This window comes from Methylomonas stagni (genome assembly GCF_050154735.1).
In the GTDB taxonomy this organism is placed as follows: domain Bacteria; phylum Pseudomonadota; class Gammaproteobacteria; order Methylococcales; family Methylomonadaceae; genus Methylomonas; species Methylomonas koyamae_A.
Genome location: NZ_CP189557.1, coordinates 4,944,341 through 4,964,783 on the forward strand (window position 1 = coordinate 4,944,341; position 20,443 = coordinate 4,964,783).

Below are 20,443 nucleotides of genomic sequence, written 5' to 3' on the forward strand. Positions count from 1 at the left end.
CGTACACGATCACAGGTTCGTCGTACCCAGTATAATAGCTTTGACCATTCAAACGATCTAATCCCCAGTTGAACGACGCTAGCGATGCGTAATCGCTGATATAGTCGTCCCCACCTGTCCCGCGAAGCGGGGACGGGCATAATCCAAAAGATTTTGCAGCACATAGGCGGAACTACTGGCTCCGGCCAATACGGTGTAGTGGTGTAACATCTCTCCCGTGGAGGATTTGGTGTCCCAGCTCACCAGCGCATCAGGAGCAATACCTTGCCCCTGTAAGCTATTAGCGGGAATCCAGTCGGAAAGGCTCAGCGTTTCGGCCGATCCTCCGTTAACAGGGTCAAGCCTGCCCCATTCAACTTGCAGATTATAGAAATCATTCGTTGAATACGTGTTTCCGTTAATCGAGCTACTGAGCACTTTATGGTTAAAGTTAAAACCGCTACCACGATAGCCAACCAAATCAGTTAAATTAAACGCGAACCCAGCAAAGTCGCTACGAAGTAAATCCTCGCCTAAACTAGTTGTTCCGCCATAATCCATAAACGGCAACAGGCCTTCCGTCAGCCATTGTGCCTGAGTTTTATCTAAATACTGTTGATTAAGGTTATTCTGGCCGGCAAACTGATTGATACTATCCGTCCATAGATTGGCAATGCCAGGTGCGATGTTTGAGAAATTCGTCCGATCGTATTGGGCGAAGGTCACCGTATCGCCCTTATCTAACATTATAACTGAAAACACGGTTGTATTAATATCGACGAGGTAAAAGTCGCCGCTTTCTCCACCCTGGATGATTCCATTTTCTGGCGTCATTAGAATGTCGTTGACTGGGGTACCGTTAATATCGGCTTTTTGAACAAGTTTTCCGAATCGCTCGGCATCATTGTCGAAGGTCGACGCTCCCAATTTAGTGGGCAAATACGTTTCTCCACTTGGCGCGGTTAAGGTGGTCGGTTTTGCGGTCAATTCCCTTAGCAAGGTCCTAACATCGACGGTTTTATCCGCAAGTTTAATTCTATCTACTTGGTATTCTCCACTAGTGCCGCCGTAAATATTGATAACCCCATATACCGGAGAGTCGACAACGCGATCGACATACTGCTCTTTTATATCATCCCAAACCCGCTTGGACTCTCGAATCGTGTGATCGAGCACCTTGATAACAAACGATCCGTACTCTTGGCCAGAATTCAATCCAAATTCTTGATTTATTGTTGAGCTGTCAATAGTGATTTCGTCCCACTTAAAATCGGACATATCCAGCGTATCAACCCCCTCGGCACCTCTTAATCGTTCATCCAACGCAATAATATCCAGATTGCCGTAACCACGGCGATACATGTAGGTATCATCACCGGAGCCACCATTAACTTGATCGATAAGGTTGTCCGAGAATTGCCTAACAAAATCAACGGAGCCACTCAATTGGTTTTGAATGATGCTTCCGTAGTTATATATCGGCCGCCCTGAATAATGCGTTTCAATATAGGCGCCGCCGCCGTCGATGGTGTCGTTGCCGCCAAAGCCGAGTAATAAGTCGCCTGCGGCCACGGCGGCCGTGACAAAGGACCTCGCCTCAGTACCGTATCCGGAAGACTCTATGGATTGGTCTTGCGGCGGAGCAAGCGTTTTAAATAATGCGCTAGGCGAGCTTTCTCCAAAACTCTTGGGGGTGACATAGTTTAAATAATTGAATTCGAATGAGTAGTCGCGATTTCCTTTACTGTCGCGCATTGTGGCGTTATTTTTATAGGCTTGGTATTCGTTTCTGCTGACCGAGATGGTTTGTGTTTCGGTGTATCTATTCTGACTCCCCCACACGGAGTAATTCACTAGGTTGGTAAACACAAATACATTGAGTCGATCCGGTGCTTTAATAAAAGCCCCTGCCTCGCCGTCTATAACGGCTTGTCTATCGCTTAAATCGATGGTTACTGTCAACCTATGTTGATAATATAGGGTATCGGGATTGTTAACAGCGGCCCAAGTCTGGTAATGGCGAATATCGGAATTTTGACCGATCTTGTACGGATATACGCCGGCCTTGCTATCAACGGTTAAAAAGTTATCAATCGAATAACTCGTCGAATGACCGCTTGCATCGAAGACTGTAGGGAACACGATATTTTTAATGTCGTTTTTCCAAACACCGGTCTCAAAATAGCCGATAATGTCGACCGTATATTTGCCGTCCAGCGATTGAATCCGTAAGGTGTCGAAATGCGCCGGTCGCTGAATGTTTGCCAGATAGCTAGGATCAAATTGTCTTACGTACTCATCGTAGTTTTTATAATAATTCGTATCCTCATAGCGCCACAATGCCGGCAATAAGACGGTATCCGCCAAGCCCGCTTCCGCGGCGGTTGGCGCGGCGGAGGCATAGGGAAAGTCGGTGTATTTGCTTAGATAATTCGCTTCCAACGGATTGGGGATACGAAAAAAACGCAAGCCTTCGGGAACGGTGCCAAAGGGCATCATCAAGGTATCTTGCCCACCGTGAAACGTATCCCGAACGACCGTGACGCCGGCGGTCGTTTGAAACTTATCGTCTCCGACGCCTCCATCTAGAATGGCCCCGGACAATCCGCCGGCCAAACTGTCGTTACCTGCCCCACTGGTGACGTACCAATAAGCTGCATTCGGGTCCGCCGCATAGCGAACGCCGTTCAAGGTCGGATTTTCGGTAGCCGAACCCAGCGGCCCGCCATAGAGTTGATCGCCGTTTTCCGAGCCGATTACAATCCCGACGGCAGACGTATTCCCTACTGATTGCGTGTCGTACTGGCTCAAATAGTCAAAACTATCGTCAGGATAATATCCCCAATCTTCGAAAATATTTCTAAGTGTGGCGGTCGAGTTTGAATCGGTTGCGCTGGTGAACTTGAAGTTCGTACCTATGCTATAAGAAGAAAGCGTTAAGGAATTTGAAAAACCGCTTCCCCAGCTCAGTTTGACCCTGGCGCCGTTACCGAGTAATTCGAACCGCAGCTGATTGCGGTCTTTGTAATCGGTGACCCCGGCAATCTCTACAGTGTCAACCCCGGTGAGTTTGGCAGCGGTATCGTTGCCGGACATTAGCTCGAGTTTGATGACGTCGGTTCCCGAACCAGTATCGAAGTAATCGTCACCCGCCCCTCCCATCAATATATCGTCGCCGTCGCCGCCCAGCAGCATATCAACGCCGCCGCCGCCGCTAAGCAAATCGTTGCCATTTCCACCCGAAAGAACATCGTCGGTCTCGCCCCCAGTGAGAGTGTCGTTGCCGTCCTCGCCCGATAACGAATTGCCGTCATTACCGCCAACTAACTCATCATTAGCCGCTCCACCGTTTAGCGCATTGAACCCCGCTTCGCCGTAAAGATGGTCTTCGCCATTGCCGCCAAGCAAGATATCGTCATTGGCGCCACCCCAAAGCCAGTCGTCTCCCTCGTCACCCAACAACGTGTCTTGACCGAGTCCGCCATGCAACTGGTCATTACCATCCCCCCGGATAGCTTGTTGCCATCGTTGCCGCCAACCAACTCATCGTCACCGCTCCCGCCATCCAACACGTTGTAACCCGCGTCCCCATATAGACGGTCGTGACCGGCGCCGCCGTTTAAACTATCGTCGTTCTCCCCACCCCAAAGCCATTCGTCACCGATACCACCTGTCAAGGTGTCATTTCCGGCGCCGCCGATTAACGTATCGGCGGTACTTGTCGCGCCCGGCCTGTCGGAGATCGAGGCGATGCGGTCGTTTCCGTTGCCGCCGTGGAGTGTGTTTCCACCCGCCAATGCAAAGACAACATCGTTCCCTTCGCCACCGTCAATATTTAGATTGTTGCGACTCAAGGCGTAGACGAGATCGTCCCCGCCCAAGGTGTTGATAATCGTTGCTCCGAATCGGTCTTGTAGGATCGCGTCGTTGTCCTCCGTGGCTAAGTTCCCGATCAAGGCCGATACCTGACGCACCGATGCGTCGTACTGGACGTAATAGAGTGGCAAGCTATTCAGTTGCCACTGTGCGATGTCGACGGAACGTACGCCAAGATTCACGCTATTCCCAACTCCGTAATTCAAAGCGGTTTCAACGGCAAAGCCGTTTTGGGTGACGTTAGAGAAGTTAAAGTGCCGGGTGACGTTTGCCGACGACAGGCCGATAAAACGCAACGTATCGATATCTTCCAAGTCGGTTATGATGTCGGCGCCATCTCCGGGATTGAAGACAAACTCGTCGGCGTCGCTACCGCCGGTCAGGCTATCGGTACCGCCGCTACCGATCAACGTGTCGTTACCGCCGCCGCCCTCCAGAATTTCCGCTTCACTGCCCGCATTGACGACGTCGTTCCCGTCATAGGCCAAATATCGGCGAGTCGCTAGCAAGCTCATCGCCGAATCCCAGGCTTCCTGACTTATGGTCTCGGGCTTGGCGACAGAGCCACCCGCACGTAGAATATCGTTCTCGGCGGTCCCGGTTCGCCAGTGCATGTTCTCGACACTGTAATACGCTGGTATCGTGGGATTGTAGTAATCTCGGGTCATTGAGATTATCCGATTGCCATCGGCGCTAGCGCTCCAAGTAAACCGGCGCAGGAAATCGCTAGCGCCGAGATTGACGTAACTGCCGTCGGCCAACTCAATTTCAAATTGAGTGCCCGCCTCAACTTCCGCCCTCATATCCCGAATATCCGCAATTTGTCCGGACTGCGTTTGCCCTTGTTCCATCTTGTCTACGTAGTAGTCGATCAAGCCCATATCGTTCCGCTTGTTGCGAAGTGTGCCCTCCTCCTCGGGATGGAAAACCAATGTCCATTCAGGGGCGACGTAAATCGAACCCACGGAATATCCACCGGTAACCGGGTCAGGGGTCACGGGGGAATCTGCGCGATAAGTGTAAAATTGCGAATCGTTCAGAACGGCCGTAACGCCGTTAAGAATGATCTTGCTCTGGTTGCCGCCCCCGACGTCGTAGCTAATCTGCAGATTGGACCCAATCACCGTTTGCGTGATGTTGCTTTTGGGGATTTTAGACTGGGTGCGGATCACTAACGCATCCGTGCCATTGGCGGTTTTAAAGTCGGTGATGACCGTGGTGCTCGCGGTATTGCCATCAATTAGAAAGACATCGGCGTCCGCGCCGCCGGTCAATGTGTCGTTCCCTTGTCCGGCAATTAGCAGGTCTTGCCCGGAATCCCCGGAAAGTGCGTCATTACCGACCCCGCCATTCAACCAGTCGTGACCCTTTCCACCGATCAGGGTGTCATTGCCGCTACCGCCAACCAAGCTATCCGCTCCGGCCCCGCCATCAATGCGATCATTGCCGACGCCGCCATTCAAGTTATCGGTAGTAGACGATCCAGTGAACAGGTCATCGCCGCCACCGCCTACCAAGCGATCGACACCTTGTCCAATCGTAAGCGCTTTTCCGGCAACATTCCCTGAGCCTGTTGTTAGATTAATCGAAGTATTGCCGCTTACCGCGGCCATATTCAACTCGGACGGACTTGGATCGGGTACGTTGGCGATTTTCCAGTTTCCCGTATATTCGTCGGTAATCACATAGCGCTTGGGGTTGTCTCGATCAACGCCGACAATATCCAGCGACGCGAACAATGGTGCAGGATTTTCCGTTCTGCCTAGACTATCTTCGACCTTGACTTGCCAAGTACCGATGCTATTTTCCCCCCGGAAGTGAACACTCATCAGTTGCTGGTTAAACAAGGATTCTCCCGGCGTGTTCGCCAAAATCGCCCCGTCGGATTGAACGCCATTCCGATTCAACAATATGCTACGCGTGCCATTGGGCGAGATTAGGGTAACCACTAGGCCCGCCCACCTGGGATGATCAAGTTCCAGATGCAACAACACTTGTTCCACATTGATTGAACGGGTGACGTCGAAACTTAATGTCCAAGAAGTGTTGCCTGTGCCAGGGTCAGTAACCGTATCCGCCGACTGGCTCTGATATACAGCCACGTTGACCGGTTTATTGCCTTCCGATTCCCAACTTTCCGCCATCCTAACCGCCGCCGCCGCGTCCACCAAACCGAAGCCGAAATCGTGGCTGAAATGCATGCCGCCGCCGTTCCAATCACTGCTACCGTTGCTATACCAAACGGTGTCCCCCTGGGTTCCGTCGCCAAGGTTCTTGGTAGCGGTAAGCGCTAAAATCGTTTGCACGTCGCGGTAACTCAAACTCGGGTTGGCTTGTAGCATCAGCGCCACCACGCCGGAAACGATGGGTGCCGCAAAGGAAGTCCCTTGAGTTTCCTGGCTGTCGGCGCCAACCACGCTGCCATTGGCGGTCTCGATCCTTACACCACTCGTTACGATGTCGGAGCCAGGCGCGGCCAATAGGATATTGGCCCCACGGTTACTAAACGGCTTAACCACGGAGGCACTCCCGCCAATGTCGCCGGTTCTGTTGATTGCCCCTACATTGATAGTCCAGGCGTTATTGGTCAGACTGGACAGCCCGGCGTCGTAAGCCTTGGCGCGGTCGTTTCCGGCGCCGAAGATCAATACGGTACCGAGACCGTTTCGCCCCTGTCTGACGGCGCTCTCAATCGCCAGACTATCCGACGCTTGTATCACGCTAGCACCTAAATACGCCTTATCGTCGTTCCAAGGGTTAGTGTGCAGCCAACTGTTATTGACGATGTCGTAATTTTTAAGGTTGGCTAAATCGGCTTGATAGCCTGAAATCGAAGTTCCCGGATCCATGCCGATCGCGTTGAGATCAGCATCGTAAGCCACACCCACGCCGCCGATGCCGTTACGACCGGCGCCGATGACACCAGCCACGGCGGTGGCGTGAACCGAATGGTCGGGGGTATCGACGAAATCGGCGCTTTGATTGCCGATTAAATCGGGATGGTTCAAATCAGCGGCTTGCCGGCCGACGGCGAATTGGCCGCTGGGCTCCAGTACCAAGACCTTGACGCCTTGTCCGGTGTAGCCCATATTCCAGACCGTTTGCGCGTTAATCGCGCCGAGATACCATTGTTTGGCGTAATCGGGATCGCTGGGGGCGTTGGCGGGTACCAGCAATACGCGGGCCTTCATCTCGCCGCTGACGGACGGATCGGCGACATTGGCTACCACCGGCGCCGTGTTGCCTTGGGTATCCTTGACTTTGTAACTGAATTCGGGCGCGACTGTGCTGCCGGCTTTCGGCGTAAAGGTGATGGTTTTACCGTCGGCGCTCAAGGCCACGGACCCGCCCAGCGCATCGCCCACCCAGTAGATCGACAGCTGGGGGCTGGCGGGATTTTGCAAATCCAGGTCGTTCGCCAGCAGGCTGCTGACGGCAATGCTGTAGCTGCTCGCCGTGTTGTTGACCTCAAGGCGATCGTTGACCGGCAGGGGATTGGGTAGAGTGAAGTCCACCGCTGTCGGCGTTTGCCCGCGCATGAAGCTAAAGCGCTCGACGTTCTTCACCTGTTGCACGCCATCGCGGTCGGACACTTGGCCGGCCAGCACCGGGCTGCCGTCGCTGTTTTGGGTGTCGGTAATGATCCAACTGGCGTCGGCGTTTTTGGCGAAGCGGTATTCTTCCAGCTGGCCTTTGAGTTCAAGCAGGTCGATGCCGGCGCCGCCGTCCACCGTGTCCGTGCCGCCGCTGGCGATGATCACGTCGTTGCCGTTACCGCCTTGCACGTTGTCGTCATCCAGACCACCGTCCAGTACATCGTTACCGTCGCCGCCCAGCAGTTGGTCGTTGCCACGGTGACCGCGGATCAGGTCGTCGCCGGCCAAACCCTCCAGCACATCGGCACCGTCGCCACCGGACAGTACGTCGTCCGCGCAGCCGCCGATGAGCAAATCGTCGCCGGCCGCGCCGTCGATAAAATAGTTGTCCGCGCCGCCACCGACCAACACGTCGTCGCCGTAACCGCCATAAACCACTTCGCTGTGGGTTTTCGCCAGATTCAAAAACACGCCGCGGTCGTCGGCCACCAATATGGTATCGATGCCGGTGCCGGCGTCGATGTTGGCCGGTTGGTCGTCGGCGTCGACGATCAGGAGGTCCGCGCCCGCCCCGGCATTAAAGCTGTCCGCACCCGCGCCGCCAATCAGCCAGTCGTCGCCAGTGGTGCCGATCAGCGTATCGTTGCCGAAGCTGCCGATGGCTTGGTCGGCACCGCTGTTGTTCAAGTCCAAGGTGACGCCGAAGCCGCTTTTGGCGACCAACGCGGTCTGGCCGCTGCCGCTGATTTTGTCGATCGCGCCGCTGGTGCCGTAGGCGGTGGTAGTCACAGCAGGCGCGTTGCCGCCGTTGTCGAACGGCACGTCCCACAGGGTTTTGTGGCCGCCGTCGGCATAGGTGGCGACCACGCCCTGGATACCGGCTTTGCCGGCCACCGGATTGGCGGCGGTGCTGGTCTGTAGGTGAGTGGGATTAAGGTCGATACTGACGATGCCAAGGTCGCTCAGACTTTGCCGTTCTTCGGCGCTGGCGTAGCCGTCCCGGTTGCGGTCGGCCCAGAGTTGCAGTTGGGCGAAGGCGGTGTCGTTGGCATTCAATACGCCGTCCTTGACGCCGTTAGCGTCACCGTCCAGGCTGAACAAGTTGAGCGGATTACCTGCCGCCTGCCCCGAGTCTGTCGAAGGGTCGGTCAAATCCACCAGTTCACTACCGTTGTTGATGCGGCCGTCACCGTTGGCATCCAGCACCAGTAAAGGATCAGTGGGCGCGGCCCAGTACACGGCTTCAGAAACACCGTCGGCGTTAAGGTCGAAATTGACCGGGGTGGCGCCCAAGCGGATACCGTCACCAGCGGCGTCCAGGCTGAGCGGGTCAATAAATATCAGGTTGCCGGCCTCGTCGAAGTAAGCAATAAGTTGTCCGCTGCCGTTAGATGGCTGTAAGAACCAGCCGGCAGCTGTCCAGTTGCCTTGCCCGTCTTGCGTCTGTTGGGTGGACATCACCAGATTGACGTTGCTATCCAACGTAACGATGCGACCGTCACCCAGGGCGATTTCTACACGATTGTCGGGAGTGATAGCAATTGCACGTCCGCCATCGTCGTAATGTACGGTGCCAGTAAACGTCGTCTTTACACCGTTAATGGTTTGACTGATGGTGACATTGTGCTCCTGGGTCAACGTGTCGGCTCTAATACCGCTTTCGAAATGCAGCGTGCCGTTGACACGTTCGGCGTTGCCGAAGGCTGCGGCGCGCAACCCGTTCATAAAGTCTGCCGTGCTGCTAAGGCTTCTGTTACCGATACGTACGTCCCCAGTAGTAATGTTACCCAATGCGGTCTTATCTAATCCATTGTCATTGAGGTATGTACTGGATACATTCGCCGTGTACGCGGCTCCAGCTGCCGCCAAGCCCCAACCGTGCGCGCTACTACCCAGGCTGGCAGGGCTAGTGGGACTCAGGCCGCTGGGGTCGGTGGTGAGGTCGAAGGTGGTGGGGTTGGTGGGAGTTCCATATGCTGGCGGGAATAAGAAGTCGAGTAAATGGGTTCCTTGTTTATTCAAGACCGCCAACAGAAAATCCGAAATCGAACCAGGCGTATTAGAATTCGCACCGGCGCTCATTTCCGCTTGCCGCGCACTCAAATTACCAAGTGTGTCGATAACTTCCGTCAGGTGATTGCCAGCACTACCAATCGTTGAAGTTACCAAATCCTTAAATAAGTTGGCAACAGCCAAACCATCAATGAAAATAGGAACATACAGAGTATTTCCCCATGGCCAGTAAACGCCTTCAAAGCCAATCGGATTTAAACCGCCGACCTCTAGCGCTTTCCAGGTGAAGTCGATGCAACTATTGTCCAGAGCATCATAGTACAAATCAAACCCGTACTCGGGTGCGGAGGGGTCATTACCGAAGGCTAGCATGCGATCATACTGAGCTTGGGTGATTTCGATGGTTTTGCTGTAGGCGCTGGGGCCGAGGTAAAATGTGCTATCTCTCCCATCAGGATTTACTTGACCAGGTCCAAATAAACGTTTAACACCGACAGCACCAAATTTTGGAGCAAATCCAAAATCTGTAGTCGTACCCTGGCTATTAGTTAACGAGAACCACATATGACCAACATTGGAAGATGATGGTGTGTTTGTGTTTAAGGGAGTTCCTGCTGATTCAATATTGATAGTTAGAGTTGGCATGTTCGCTTTCCTTAGATACTTTAATTAAAGTTAACTTATAGCCTTGTGCTATAAGCAACTCTAAATGTTACTTGGGTTCCGACTAACTCTGGAATATTACTAAGGCTTTCAATCATTATTAAATAATTGCCTGGCTTCAATTTTATTCCTGTAATATGTTTTTCAAAGTTGTCCGCCCCCCACGACACAAGCTTCAGTTTTTTAAACTCATGATCTAAAATTGTTTTACCTTCTAGTGCATCGATAGCGCTAATTTTTAAATGCAGTGGTGTTAAAATACCAAAATCACCATCGTGTGAACTATCGCCAACTAGTTTTTTAACTCGATCTCTATCCGCTTGATCATTTTCTTTGTACATGAAGTCAAGGGCAAATACATATTCTTTATATTCTGTTATATGCATTTCAATTTCAATATTAGAGCCTAATTTCTGTAATTCAAACGGCATCTCTAATGGCGGCTTATGAAAACCATTTTCTCTTTCAAAGGAACAGCCTGAAAGCCATGCAAAAATCAGTAGAGAAATAAGGGAAAACAATCCACGGGTATTGCGCTGTATTACTTTTTGTCTAATTAAAATCATATAAATATCTCGCAATTCAAAACCGGCTTTGACAGAAGGGCGAACAGGCATGCCGGAGCTATTAGAAACATTTGCAACGCCATCAAGCGGAAAGCCGGACTGGGAATATCCAGAACGGGGCCGAATAGTTTGTCGGACGGGTCTAGCGCTTCGCCTATTAATCCGTTGAACAACGCGACAATATCCGCTTTTGAATCTTGCATCCAACTCGCCAGATGAAAGTCGGCCACACTGCGGATAAAACTTCGGATCTCGCGAAATTGATTGAACTGACCCCAGTGGGTATTGGGGTCCCAGATCAGCGGTTGGCCAATGTTGTTGTAGAGGATACCGTCTATGGGGATGTTAGTTTGGATTCCAATTTTTTGATTTTGGTAGGCTTGATATGTATCTATTAACTCCGGCGTATAGGCTGAATCGATATGCTGGTTGATTTGATATTCCAAGCGGAGTTGCAGGCGTTGGGCTTCGAATAGAGCGGGAGAGTCGCCTTTAGAATAAATTTTTATTGTGTTGTTAACGCTAATATAGTTCTGACGTAATTGGTTGTATTGATTTGTCCATTGTTGAACGGTTTGACCTGCCATATCCAGTTCCTTGTATAAATATTTAATCAGTTAGTCAGTTTGGTTTCACACCATTGCTTTGGGTCGTAATGTTCCGAAATATCGATGCCTTTTCCTTGCGCCTGTTGAGTTAACCAAATCAAATTGGATTTTTCTTTCAGAGTTCCACCCGTATCTGCTTGTTCTGCCAAGCTAAGCCAACACGTTGCTTTACCAATATTTAATGGATAACCTTGAATCCCCTGTGAAAAAAACTCACCAGATATAATTGTGCTGTTTCTACCCCCATCTTTGCAGCCAATAGCTTTAATTCTCTGCCTTTGAGATCATTCTGGGGAATCGTTTGCCAATAAGATGTTGGTATAGGCTCTTGTGGGCCAATATGTATGGTCAACAACCCACTCAATATATTGGTGCAATACGGCTGCCCGGCATTCGCCGCCTGCACGACATAACGTTCGTAATTCCGCATGTCCAAATCCCAGCGGGCGATCACCAACGCCGCCAAACATTGCGCCGATGGGTCGCCGGCGTCGGCCAGCCTGCGCAAATGGTGGTAAGCCGAGCGCTCCCACGGCATCAGCCAATGCCGACCGGAATTAACGGTGGGGCCGATATTCAACAGTTGATACGCCAGATCGGCTACTTCGAAGCCTTGTTTGGCCATGTCCAGGATCAATTGCCGGCGCCTTTCGACCGTATAAAGCGGCGGCCTTGAACCGTTGACCGCCAGCTCGTTGAACAACTGCAAATCCATGCGTTGCCGATCGGCCCGCTAGCGGCGGATACTCGCGCGGTGAATGGTAAGGCGGCGTGTAGATGTACCAACCCAGTACCGACAGGGCCATAACGCTAAGAACGAGCAGTATTTTTTTGAGGGGCATGTTGGCGCAAATAAGCGAACCGAATGAAGATGTGCACAAGATCGTATTTTATAAAAATGACAAATCAATGACATCGGCTGAAGTCAGCTGATTCAAGCATTGGTCTATTCGCTAGTCACGGATTTATAAGTCTTTTACGTCAGCGCTAGTCCCAGGGCGAATAGGATTAAATCCTTCCTGGTTACCCACGGCGGTAGCGTGAACCGAATGGTCGGAGGTATCAACGAAATCGGTGCTTTGATTGTCGATTAAATCGGGATGGTTCAAATCAGCGGCTTGCCGGCCGACGGCGAATTGGCCGCTGGGCTCCAGTACCAAGACCTTGACGCCTTGTGAAGCATACCTTTGGCCGACGCTTACGCTCCGCTGGGGTGAGCCTGGAAACCCGGAAAGTATTGTTGCACCATAAGTCAGGCGACATTACCACCCACTATTCGGGTGCAGAAATTCAGGAGTTGATTAACGCCGTCGAACGGGTTTGCGCCTCGGAAGAAGGCATTAGTCTGACAATCCTGAAAAGGAGCTCTGGTAAACCCCGCTAGGCGGATCATATGAAGATTAGAACTGCAATCCTGATCTGATAGTGACCGAATTGATTAGCACCGCCATACAGTGCTTTCGATCCGGTCAGCTGAGCAAAACTACTAGGTCCTTGCAAACGGCTCAACAGCCAAATTTTATAACCCTAACACGTAAGGAAATCTCTTATGTTCAACGACCGCTTAATCCAATCCCTACGCGATGCCCAGCATCTGGTTATTTTGACCGGCGCCGGGGTGTCCGCTGAATCGGGCATTCCGACGTTTCGCGATGCCATGACCGGACTATGGGCGCGATACGATCCCCAGCAATTAGCCAGTGAGAACGGTTTTCGGGCTAATCCGGCCTTAGTCTGGGGTTGGTATGAATGGCGTCGCGCCAAGGTGTTCAATGACTTGATGCGATCCGGCCAGTACGATGGTAAAAATCATTTTTCCGGCGTTAAACAGATAAAGGCATCTGAGCCGAAAACGGTGTTTCTCTCGACCGACGAAATTAAAAAGCTCTTTTCATACCTAGGAGCCTGTCGGACTTAAAAGCCAATAGTCCATTCGGTAACTTGGTTAGATAAAATAGGTGGTATAGAAAGAACCAGCAACCGGGAGAGCCCTTGATGAGTCGATTCATTCCTGTCAACCGCCATCAAGTCTATCTATTACCCCCTCGGTGGACGAATGGTTGCCGGAGGATCACTTGGCGCGTTTTGTCGTCGAAGTCATCGAGCAGTTGGATTTAAGCCGGTTGACGAGCCGCTATCAAGGTCGGGGTTCGGCGGCGCACCATCCGGCGATATTATTGGCACTGCTGGTCTATGGGTACGCCACCGGCGTGTTTTCCAGCCGGAAGATCGAACGGGCCACCTACGATTCGGTGGCGTTTCGTTTCTTGTCTGGTGATACCCATCCCGATCACGATACCCTGGCTCACTTCCGCAAGACGTTCCTGGTCGAGTTGGAAGACCTGTTCGTCCAAGTGCTGAGTCTGGCGCAAGCGATGAAGTTGGTGAAGCTGGGGCAAATCGCGTTGGACGGCACCAAGCTCAAAGCGAATGCCTCCAAGCACAAGGCCTTGTCCCACAGCCATATCGAAAAGCTCGAAGCACAGCTACGAGACGAAGTTCAGGCCTTACTGCAAAAGGCCGACGAAACCGACGCGGTGGACGACCGGGACGGCCTTGATCTGCCGGACGAATTGGCGCGGCGGGAAGACCGGCTGAAAGCCTTGCGTGAAGCGAAAGCCAAGATCGCCGAGCGGGCCAAACCGCGCGACGCGCAAGCCGAACAGGCATACGAGGACAAGGTGTCCCGCCGGGAAGCCCAGCGGCAAGCTGGCCAAAAGCCGCGAGGCCCGGAACCCAAGGCGCCGGTAGCCGGCCCCAAGCCCGACGATCAAATCAACCTGACCGACGAGGAATCGCGCATCCTGCCGAGTCACGAAGGCTTTGTGCAAGGCTACAACAGTCAGGCCGCCGTCGATGTCGATACGATGCTGATCGTGGCCACCACGGTCACGCAGCAGACCAACGACAAACAACAAGTTGAGCCGATGCTGGCCGAACTGAAAAAACTGCCCGACGCCTTGGGCCAAGCCGAAGCCCTACTGGCGGACACCGGCTACTTCAGTGCCGCCAACGTCCAGGCTTGCGAACGAAACCGGATCGAACCTTTAATCGCCATGGGCCGTGACAGTCATCATCGGCCGTTGGCGGAACGTTTAGCCCCGGATGCGCCGGAACCGACTGGCGACGATCCGCTGGAAAAGATGGCTTGGTACTTGAAAACCCGCGAAGGCAAAGCCCGTTATGCCAAGCGCAAATGCACGGTGGAACCCGTGTTCGGGATCATCAAACAGGTACTCGGCTTTCGCCAATTCTCCTTACGCGGTCTGGATGCGGTCACCGGTGAGTGGAAACTGGTGGCCATGGCCTTCAACTTGAAACGGATGCATATCTTGGCGAGGGTCGTCTAATGGTCGAAACGATTGGCCAGCAAAAGGCTCGATTGGCGTTATCGGAATCCAACGCCAAAACGCTCGCCTAACCAGTGGCAAATCCTTCCTTCGACCGCCGTCTTCGCTGAGCTGGATGACAACAGAAGTGCTGGTAAGTTAAGTCCGACAGGCTCCTAGAAAAAAGCGAATCCGATGCTTACTTGATTGCCTTGGTTTGCTTGGCCACCGGAGCCAGATGGGGTGAGGCTCAAAGCCTGGTGCTGTCTGATCTTTCAAACAACATGGTTCACTATCACGCGACTAAGTCTAAAAAGACCCGGTCTGTGCCGTTGTCCGAGGGCCTATATGGTCGACTAACTACGAGATTGCAGCAAGGGCCGTTCACGGACGCCTATTCGACTTTCACTCGCCGGCTTTACGAGTCGGGTATAAACCTGCCGGAAGGCCAGAGAACGCATGTCTTGCGCCATACCTTTGCTAGTCATTACATGATGAACGGTGGAAATATTCTTGCGCTACAGAAGATTCTCGGCCATTCCACTTTGAACATGACCATGAAGTACGCTCACCTTGCCCCTGACTACCTAAGGGAGATTTTGCAAATCAACCCGGCGTTGACAGTTTGTTGACAGTGGTGGTTAACAGGCATAAAAAAAGCCGTGAGGCTTTCGCCTAACAGCTTGTTTTTATTGCTTATTCGATGGTGGGTCGTGTGCGATTCGAACGCACGACCATCGCATTAAAAGTGCGGTGCTCTACCGGCTGAGCTAACGACCCCAATCAATTCGATCATTATATCGGTTTTTTTTCTTTGCAAGCTTTTACTGTGAAACCTTGGAAACGGTACACTTGCGAGTAAAGCTTGTCCCTGAACCGTCCAAAAAACGCATTCGAATAGGCGGCGTAGGCCCTGACTGAGACGTTGTTAAGCCAATCCTCTCAATTTCTCGTTACGGAGTGTGACGTCCGGAAATCGTCGGATTGGAGTGAGTGCAAACCTAGGTTTGCACTCCGGCCGAGTTGTTTAAGCCGCTCCGGCTGGTGGGGTCGAATCGCCGTGGTCGGCTAGGCAAAAATGCTCGACGCCACGTGTGGCTGGAGGTTAGCCGAGGGTGGAAATGGCTTTGTGACCAGCGAATTGGCTGAATCATGGGGCGCGGCACTGGGTTTTTCATGATTTATTTTTATTAACGCCGGTAAAACCCGGTATGGCCGGGGTTTACCGGCGTTAGCCCTAGACGGCCTAGATTTTCGAGTCTTTGCGATTTTTGTTCGGTGAATAGGTGAGGAATGCGATGCCGCTGAGCAAAAGCCAAGCCGAAGGCGGTAACGGAACGCTGGTTGTCAGGGTATTCAGCATCGTTGAATCGCCTGCCGTGAATTGCGCTGTCATACTATGCGCCGCGTCCGCGGTGCCGGCGATATCGCTGCCGTCCGCCCAAAACGCACTGGCGGTGATATAGCTGGTGATGAAGAAGTCTTGACCGGGCACCAGATCGAAACTGATAGCTCGGCTTTCGTTCAACGCGGTACTGTTAACCAGGGGATCGGCGTGCGCGTTGACGAAGTCTCCGCCAAGCATTGAGCCGGGAAGTTCTGCGTAAGGGTCGAAAATTCCCCCCAGACGTTCATGCCGGCGGTGATGGATTCGGTGGTATCGCCGCTAAGCAAGCCACTGACCGAGAACGTGATGGTGTAGGTTTGGGACTCGGTTCCGGCGTAGTGGTAGGCTTGCAGGCCCTGAGCGGTGGCGGTCGCGGAGACATAGCCGATGGTATTGGGGACGTTCGTTTTAGCGTAAGCCTTCAGGATGGGTAAGGATTGCGCCCCGGTTAAGGAGCCTTCGGCAAACCAAGAATAAATGTCGTTGAATTCGGTCGTCGCCGTTGGATAACCATTTCCGCCCTTTGAATCGGACGCGCTGGAACCGTCGTCCGGACACGTCGAACAAACCTTAAACCAGTGCGTGCCGCTGCCGGACACGCTAATGCCCGGTTCGGTTAACCGTGCGGCATAGCTGGTGTTGTTCAGGAATAATCCCACGGACAGGTAGAGAAGATATCGGGATTTAGCGATCATATGGCCCCCTTATTAAGGCTCGGAAGAAGTAAGGCTCGGAAGATTGCCGCTAACCGCAGTCGGCGGCGGAACAGGTTGATTACTCAACAACTGCACGTACAATCTAGCTGAAAGCTTGGGTCGAGAATAGTTCGATTTATCACATCCGGCGGTTGCCAACGAGCAAGCTTGAAGTGCTTTCGGCTTTGATCGATTACTCTATTGTATTTAACCGGAGAGCCCGGTTTGCGAGCACGCGCGGTGTTGCTTAATCCTGGGCGTGGCATTTAAATCGCGTGATGGGCTTAATGTCGGGTCTCGGACCGATAGCCGGAACGGCTTCTTCGTTCGGAAAACCGTTCTGGGGTGACGTGGTTTCTTTGCGGATCGCGAAGCCGCTAACGCATTCTCGATGCCGAGTCCGGTAGCTCGATCGCGGTTATTCGTCGATTGGGCTGTCGTTGAGGGTTTGCCGACACTGTTCCGGCTTGCCGTTTTTGAACGACGGCGAGATGCCGACCGGCTCGGTGAGGCCCCTGAGCAGCAATAGATAAGCCTGCTGGTCGATACACACTTTGTTAAGTTTCCAAGTCTGGATTAGGCCTTGAATTTCGATGCGTTCGAGACTGATGTCCTCCAGAGCAAGGGTGCGGCTGGCGGGTGGGGTGGCTTGGGCGGTGAAGGTCGCGGTGGCGAATAGCACGAGCACGGCGAGATTCAAGTTTCGCATGGCGGTTTCCTGGCAAATACGATTAGCTTAGCGGCATCGCGCGCATGGTGTTGGTTTTCCGATCTCGCCGCAGGCGCCGATGCCGGTATGCCCTGCGGAAAGGGGGATTGCCGGTTGCGAAAAAAATCGCGTTAACCTTCGAGTACTTGAATCGGCGGGATAAAAGAGCTGGGGTTCGCCGCTAGGCCGGGTTAGGCGGTAACCGTCACGGCATTGCCGTGTTATCGCGAGCCCGGTCGGCCCCCCGCGAATCAAATCAGAGCGCCCGCGAGCAGGCGATTACTGTATTCCTGTTCTCTGATCAGGATGGTTTCGTTTTTGACGTCGGTCAGTTTTTTGACCAGGACTTTGCCCGAGGCGGGGAAGAAATACACTTTGCGCGGATAAATGTCCAAGGTGTCGGAGGCGACGATCGGGATATTGCGTTCGTCCAAGTAGTCGCGGAGAAAGTCTGCGCTGCGGGCGCCGACATTGTTACGGCTCAGGCGGTTTAGCACGTTGCCGCCGCCGAACACTTTCGCTTCCAACTGGTGCGCTTCCGCACCGATGTCGAGCAGGTGCTGAATAAATTTGTCCATCGCCTCGCTGGCCAGATTTGTCAGGCGTTCGCCGACCGGTTGGTCTTCGTTCAGATTGGCTACCATGAAGTGGTTCATGCCGCCGATACCTTTGACGCGGTCGCGGATGCAAGCGGTAACGCAAGAGCCTAACACCGTCACGATGACCGCGCCGGCTTGGGCGACGCAATATTCGCCGGGAATGATTTTGCTGGCGGCGGTACGCCAGTAGGGGTCGAAGTAGGTTTCGGAGCGGTTTTGTATATACATGGTCGGATCGGGGTAGAAGTCAGTCGGTAGCTCGGTCGATTAGACTGTCGAGTGTCGATTAATTTCTAACATAAATCGAGCCACCCAACGTAGTACCAAAGTATTAGGCTGGCTCAATCTCGCGCCGCCGCCGAGCTTGAGCCGATTGGCGCGTTCGGCTTGGCCGGCGCCTGGACCAAGTTCCGGCGCGGTTCATTCGATGTTTTTGTAATGCAGGGACGAAATTTGCTCGGAGACGATGCCGATCATAAAGATCAACAGTGCCGACAGAAACAACACCGCGCTCATGTTGGTGAAGCGATTTTCGGTGAGGTAGGTATAGGCGTAATAGGCTACGCCGACGCCGAAGATCGAGCCGCTGATCGGCAGAAACAAACGCATCGGCGAAAACAACACGCCGATGCGCAGGATGATGATGAAAAATCGCAAGCCATCGTGGAGCAGGCGAATGTGACTCTTGCCAATCCGGCTGCCGGCGTGTATCGAGACGTAGGCGACCGGGAAGCCGGAGCGAAAGAAGGCCATCGTGCTGGTGGTCGGATAGGAAAAGCCGTTGGGTAGCAGGTATAGGAACTTGCGGAATTTGTCGGCCCTGACCGCGCGAAATCCCGAGGTCAAGTCGTCGATTTTATGGCCGGTCATCAGCGACGCCAGTTTGTTGTAAAAGCGGTTGGCGGTGCGGCGAAACCAGGAGGCGTGGCTGCTCGACAAGCGGGCGCCGACCACCATGTCGTAGCCTTCCGCCAGTTTGGCCAACACCATCGGGATGTCGGCGGGATCGTGCTGGCCATCCGCGTCCATGAATACCAGAATATCGCCGCTGGCATGGCGGGCGCCGGTTTTGATCGCGGCGCCGTTGCCCATGCCGTAGGGGTGGGAGACGACCTTGGCGCCGGCCGCTCGGGCGACTTGGGCCGTATCGTCGTCGGAGCCATCGTCGATCAGCAAAATTTCGGCGTCGGGATACAGCGCCTTCAATTTCGGCAAGAAGGTCGGCAGGTTTTCGGCTTCGTTTTTGGCGGGCAATACGATGCTGAGCAATGGTTGGGCGGTCATGTTGGGCGCGGGTGGGTAAAAAACGGCGGGTTTGGGCGGTGGCGGCGCGGTGGGTACGCTGCGAATCGACGGCGAGTCTAGCAGAAATTCGCGCGGGCTAACATCGCCGGCGCTTAGCGAAACCGGTCTTTCAGGCCGCGCAGTTCGGCGAACACAGCGGGCGCCGGCCGGCCGGTCAGGCCCAAGTGTCGTTGAATCGCCGGATCCTGCTCGCGCAGAAAGGGATTGGTGGCCAGTTCTTGCGCCATCGTGCTGGGCAGGGTCGGTTGTCCGGCTTGTCTGAGCGCGATGACTTCGGTCTGGCGCCGGCGCAGGGCCGGGTTGTCGAAATCGACTTCCACCGCGAAACGGGCATTGGCTTCGGTATATTCGTGGGCGCAGTAAATCCGCGTCTCCGGCGGCAGCGTTTTGAATCGTTGCAGCGATTGCCAAAGCTGCTCGGCGCTACCTTCGAACAAACGCCCGCAACCCAGCGAAAACAAGGTGTCGCCGCAAAACAGCGCCGAACTGTCCGGACAATAAAAGGCAATGTGGCCGCTGGTATGGCCAGGCGTGGCGATGACCTGTACCTGCTCGCGCCCGAGGTTAAAGGTCGTGCCGTCTTCGACGGCAAGGTCCAGACCGGGGATGCGGGCCCGGTCGCCCGCGGCGCCGACGATACGGCATCCGCTTGAGCGTTTTAAGCTCAGATTGGCGCCAACATGATCGCCGTGATGGTGGGTATTGAAAATGTAATTTAGATGCCAACCTCGTGCCTGCAAAGCGGCTTCGACAGGTTCCGGTTCGGCGGGGTCGACCGCGGCGGTCGCGCCGTCGGCGGGATCGTGCAGCAAGTAAATGTAATTGTCGGTCAGGGCGGGCAGCAGCAAAATTTCCAGCATCGCGGCGATTCCAAAAAAGACGGGATAATGGATTTTACCACTACCGGGGAGCGCCGCCGTATAGGTCATCAACGCCTGGTCATGCCGACTTGTCCGGCGCCGTTGGCTGGATTCGTGCCGTCGCCGCTCGCGAAATCCGGCACTGAATGCCTGGCGAGGCTCGGCGATGTTGCTGACAAAAGCTTCAAATCGGCTAGTATTATGACTGCGTTGCGGGTGGCGGATTCGGTAAGGCCCAGGTTATTCGAACTTGCGCAA

Annotated in this window: 14 protein-coding genes, 1 tRNA gene and 1 pseudogene; 3 read left to right on the plus strand and 13 right to left on the minus strand. The window is 53.6% G+C overall.

The window, feature by feature from the left end:
• Positions 1–78: 78 nt before the first annotated feature.
• From ACP4CD_RS22635 to ACP4CD_RS22660, 6 genes are all read right to left on the minus strand, one after another.
• Positions 79–3,441, minus strand: a complete 3,363-nt coding sequence (locus ACP4CD_RS22635) for a calcium-binding protein (RefSeq protein ID WP_426992743.1) — start codon at positions 3,439–3,441, stop codon at positions 79–81.
• Positions 3,330–9,176, minus strand: a complete 5,847-nt coding sequence (locus ACP4CD_RS22640) for a S8 family serine peptidase (protein WP_426992744.1) — start codon at positions 9,174–9,176, stop codon at positions 3,330–3,332. The genes ACP4CD_RS22635 and ACP4CD_RS22640 overlap by 112 nt, the downstream gene beginning before the upstream one ends.
• Before the next feature lie 968 nt (positions 9,177–10,144).
• Positions 10,145–10,744: a DUF5625 family protein gene (locus ACP4CD_RS22645; RefSeq protein WP_426992745.1), complete on the minus strand. Its 600-nt coding sequence runs from the start codon at positions 10,742–10,744 to the stop codon at positions 10,145–10,147.
• On the minus strand, positions 10,690–11,280 hold the full coding sequence (locus ACP4CD_RS22650; protein ID WP_426992747.1) for a hypothetical protein: 591 nt from the start codon (positions 11,278–11,280) through the stop codon (positions 10,690–10,692). The genes ACP4CD_RS22645 and ACP4CD_RS22650 overlap by 55 nt, the downstream gene beginning before the upstream one ends.
• 26 nt (positions 11,281–11,306) lie before the next feature.
• Positions 11,307–11,450: a hypothetical protein gene (locus ACP4CD_RS22655; RefSeq protein ID WP_426992749.1), complete on the minus strand. Its 144-nt coding sequence runs from the start codon at positions 11,448–11,450 to the stop codon at positions 11,307–11,309.
• A 29-nt stretch (positions 11,451–11,479) separates the two neighbouring features.
• On the minus strand, positions 11,480–12,016 hold the full coding sequence (locus ACP4CD_RS22660) for a hypothetical protein (protein WP_426992750.1): 537 nt from the start codon (positions 12,014–12,016) through the stop codon (positions 11,480–11,482).
• Between the two features lie 834 nt (positions 12,017–12,850).
• Here ACP4CD_RS22660 and ACP4CD_RS22665 point away from each other — a divergent pair.
• The 3 genes and pseudogenes from ACP4CD_RS22665 (at position 12,851) to ACP4CD_RS22675 (ending at position 15,262) form a co-directional block, all read left to right on the plus strand.
• Positions 12,851–13,219: a Sir2 family NAD-dependent protein deacetylase gene (locus tag ACP4CD_RS22665; protein ID WP_426992751.1), complete on the plus strand. Its 369-nt coding sequence runs from the start codon at positions 12,851–12,853 to the stop codon at positions 13,217–13,219.
• A gap of 77 nt (positions 13,220–13,296) precedes the next feature.
• A pseudogene (locus ACP4CD_RS22670) lies at positions 13,297–14,651 on the plus strand (IS1182 family transposase).
• A gap of 182 nt (positions 14,652–14,833) precedes the next feature.
• Positions 14,834–15,262, plus strand: coding sequence for a tyrosine-type recombinase/integrase (locus ACP4CD_RS22675; protein WP_426992752.1), 429 nt, complete (start codon positions 14,834–14,836; stop codon positions 15,260–15,262).
• Between the two features lie 72 nt (positions 15,263–15,334).
• Here ACP4CD_RS22675 and ACP4CD_RS22680 read toward each other — a convergent pair.
• The 7 genes from ACP4CD_RS22680 to gloB all read right to left on the minus strand — a co-directional run bounded on the left by ACP4CD_RS22680 (position 15,335) and on the right by gloB (position 20,185).
• Positions 15,335–15,410, minus strand: a tRNA-Lys gene (locus ACP4CD_RS22680).
• Between the two features lie 466 nt (positions 15,411–15,876).
• Positions 15,877–16,158 carry a VPLPA-CTERM sorting domain-containing protein gene (locus tag ACP4CD_RS22685; RefSeq protein WP_426992753.1) on the minus strand — a complete coding sequence of 94 codons (282 nt, stop codon included), beginning with the start codon at positions 16,156–16,158 and terminating at the stop codon, positions 15,877–15,879.
• Positions 16,155–16,712 carry a hypothetical protein gene (locus tag ACP4CD_RS22690; protein WP_426992755.1) on the minus strand — a complete coding sequence of 186 codons (558 nt, stop codon included), beginning with the start codon at positions 16,710–16,712 and terminating at the stop codon, positions 16,155–16,157. The genes ACP4CD_RS22685 and ACP4CD_RS22690 overlap by 4 nt, the downstream gene beginning before the upstream one ends.
• 418 nt (positions 16,713–17,130) lie before the next feature.
• Positions 17,131–17,421: a hypothetical protein gene (locus ACP4CD_RS22695; protein WP_426992756.1), complete on the minus strand. Its 291-nt coding sequence runs from the start codon at positions 17,419–17,421 to the stop codon at positions 17,131–17,133.
• Positions 17,422–17,672: 251 nt separating this feature from the next.
• Entirely contained in the window at positions 17,673–18,248 is a 576-nt protein-coding gene (locus ACP4CD_RS22700; protein ID WP_064031016.1) for a chemotaxis protein CheD, read from the minus strand.
• Positions 18,249–18,440: 192 nt separating this feature from the next.
• The gene (locus ACP4CD_RS22705) at positions 18,441–19,304 is read right to left on the minus strand and encodes a glycosyltransferase family 2 protein (protein WP_426992757.1); all 864 of its coding nucleotides are present in this window, start codon (positions 19,302–19,304) and stop codon (positions 18,441–18,443) included.
• A gap of 113 nt (positions 19,305–19,417) precedes the next feature.
• Positions 19,418–20,185: a hydroxyacylglutathione hydrolase gene (gloB, locus tag ACP4CD_RS22710; protein WP_426992758.1), complete on the minus strand. Its 768-nt coding sequence runs from the start codon at positions 20,183–20,185 to the stop codon at positions 19,418–19,420.
• Positions 20,186–20,443 lie beyond the last annotated feature (258 nt).

Excerpts from the sequence above, each read along its gene's own strand:
- ACP4CD_RS22665 (WP_426992751.1), top strand. The coding sequence starts at position 12,851 with ATGTTCAACGACCGCTTAATCCAATCCCTACGCGATGCCCAGCATCTG.
- ACP4CD_RS22645 (WP_426992745.1), bottom strand. The coding sequence starts at position 10,744 with ATGCCTGTTCGCCCTTCTGTCAAAGCCGGTTTTGAATTGCGAGATATT.
- ACP4CD_RS22690 (WP_426992755.1), bottom strand. The coding sequence starts at position 16,712 with ATGATCGCTAAATCCCGATATCTTCTCTACCTGTCCGTGGGATTATTC.
- gloB (WP_426992758.1), bottom strand. The coding sequence starts at position 20,185 with ATGCTGGAAATTTTGCTGCTGCCCGCCCTGACCGACAATTACATTTAC.
- ACP4CD_RS22700 (WP_064031016.1), bottom strand. The coding sequence starts at position 18,248 with ATGTATATACAAAACCGCTCCGAAACCTACTTCGACCCCTACTGGCGT.
- ACP4CD_RS22640 (WP_426992744.1), bottom strand. The coding sequence starts at position 9,176 with ATGAACGGGTTGCGCGCCGCAGCCTTCGGCAACGCCGAACGTGTCAAC.
- ACP4CD_RS22705 (WP_426992757.1), bottom strand. The coding sequence starts at position 19,304 with ATGACCGCCCAACCATTGCTCAGCATCGTATTGCCCGCCAAAAACGAA.
- ACP4CD_RS22650 (WP_426992747.1), bottom strand. The coding sequence starts at position 11,280 with ATGGCAGGTCAAACCGTTCAACAATGGACAAATCAATACAACCAATTA.
- ACP4CD_RS22660 (WP_426992750.1), bottom strand. The coding sequence starts at position 12,016 with ATGGATTTGCAGTTGTTCAACGAGCTGGCGGTCAACGGTTCAAGGCCG.
- ACP4CD_RS22695 (WP_426992756.1), bottom strand. The coding sequence starts at position 17,421 with ATGCGAAACTTGAATCTCGCCGTGCTCGTGCTATTCGCCACCGCGACC.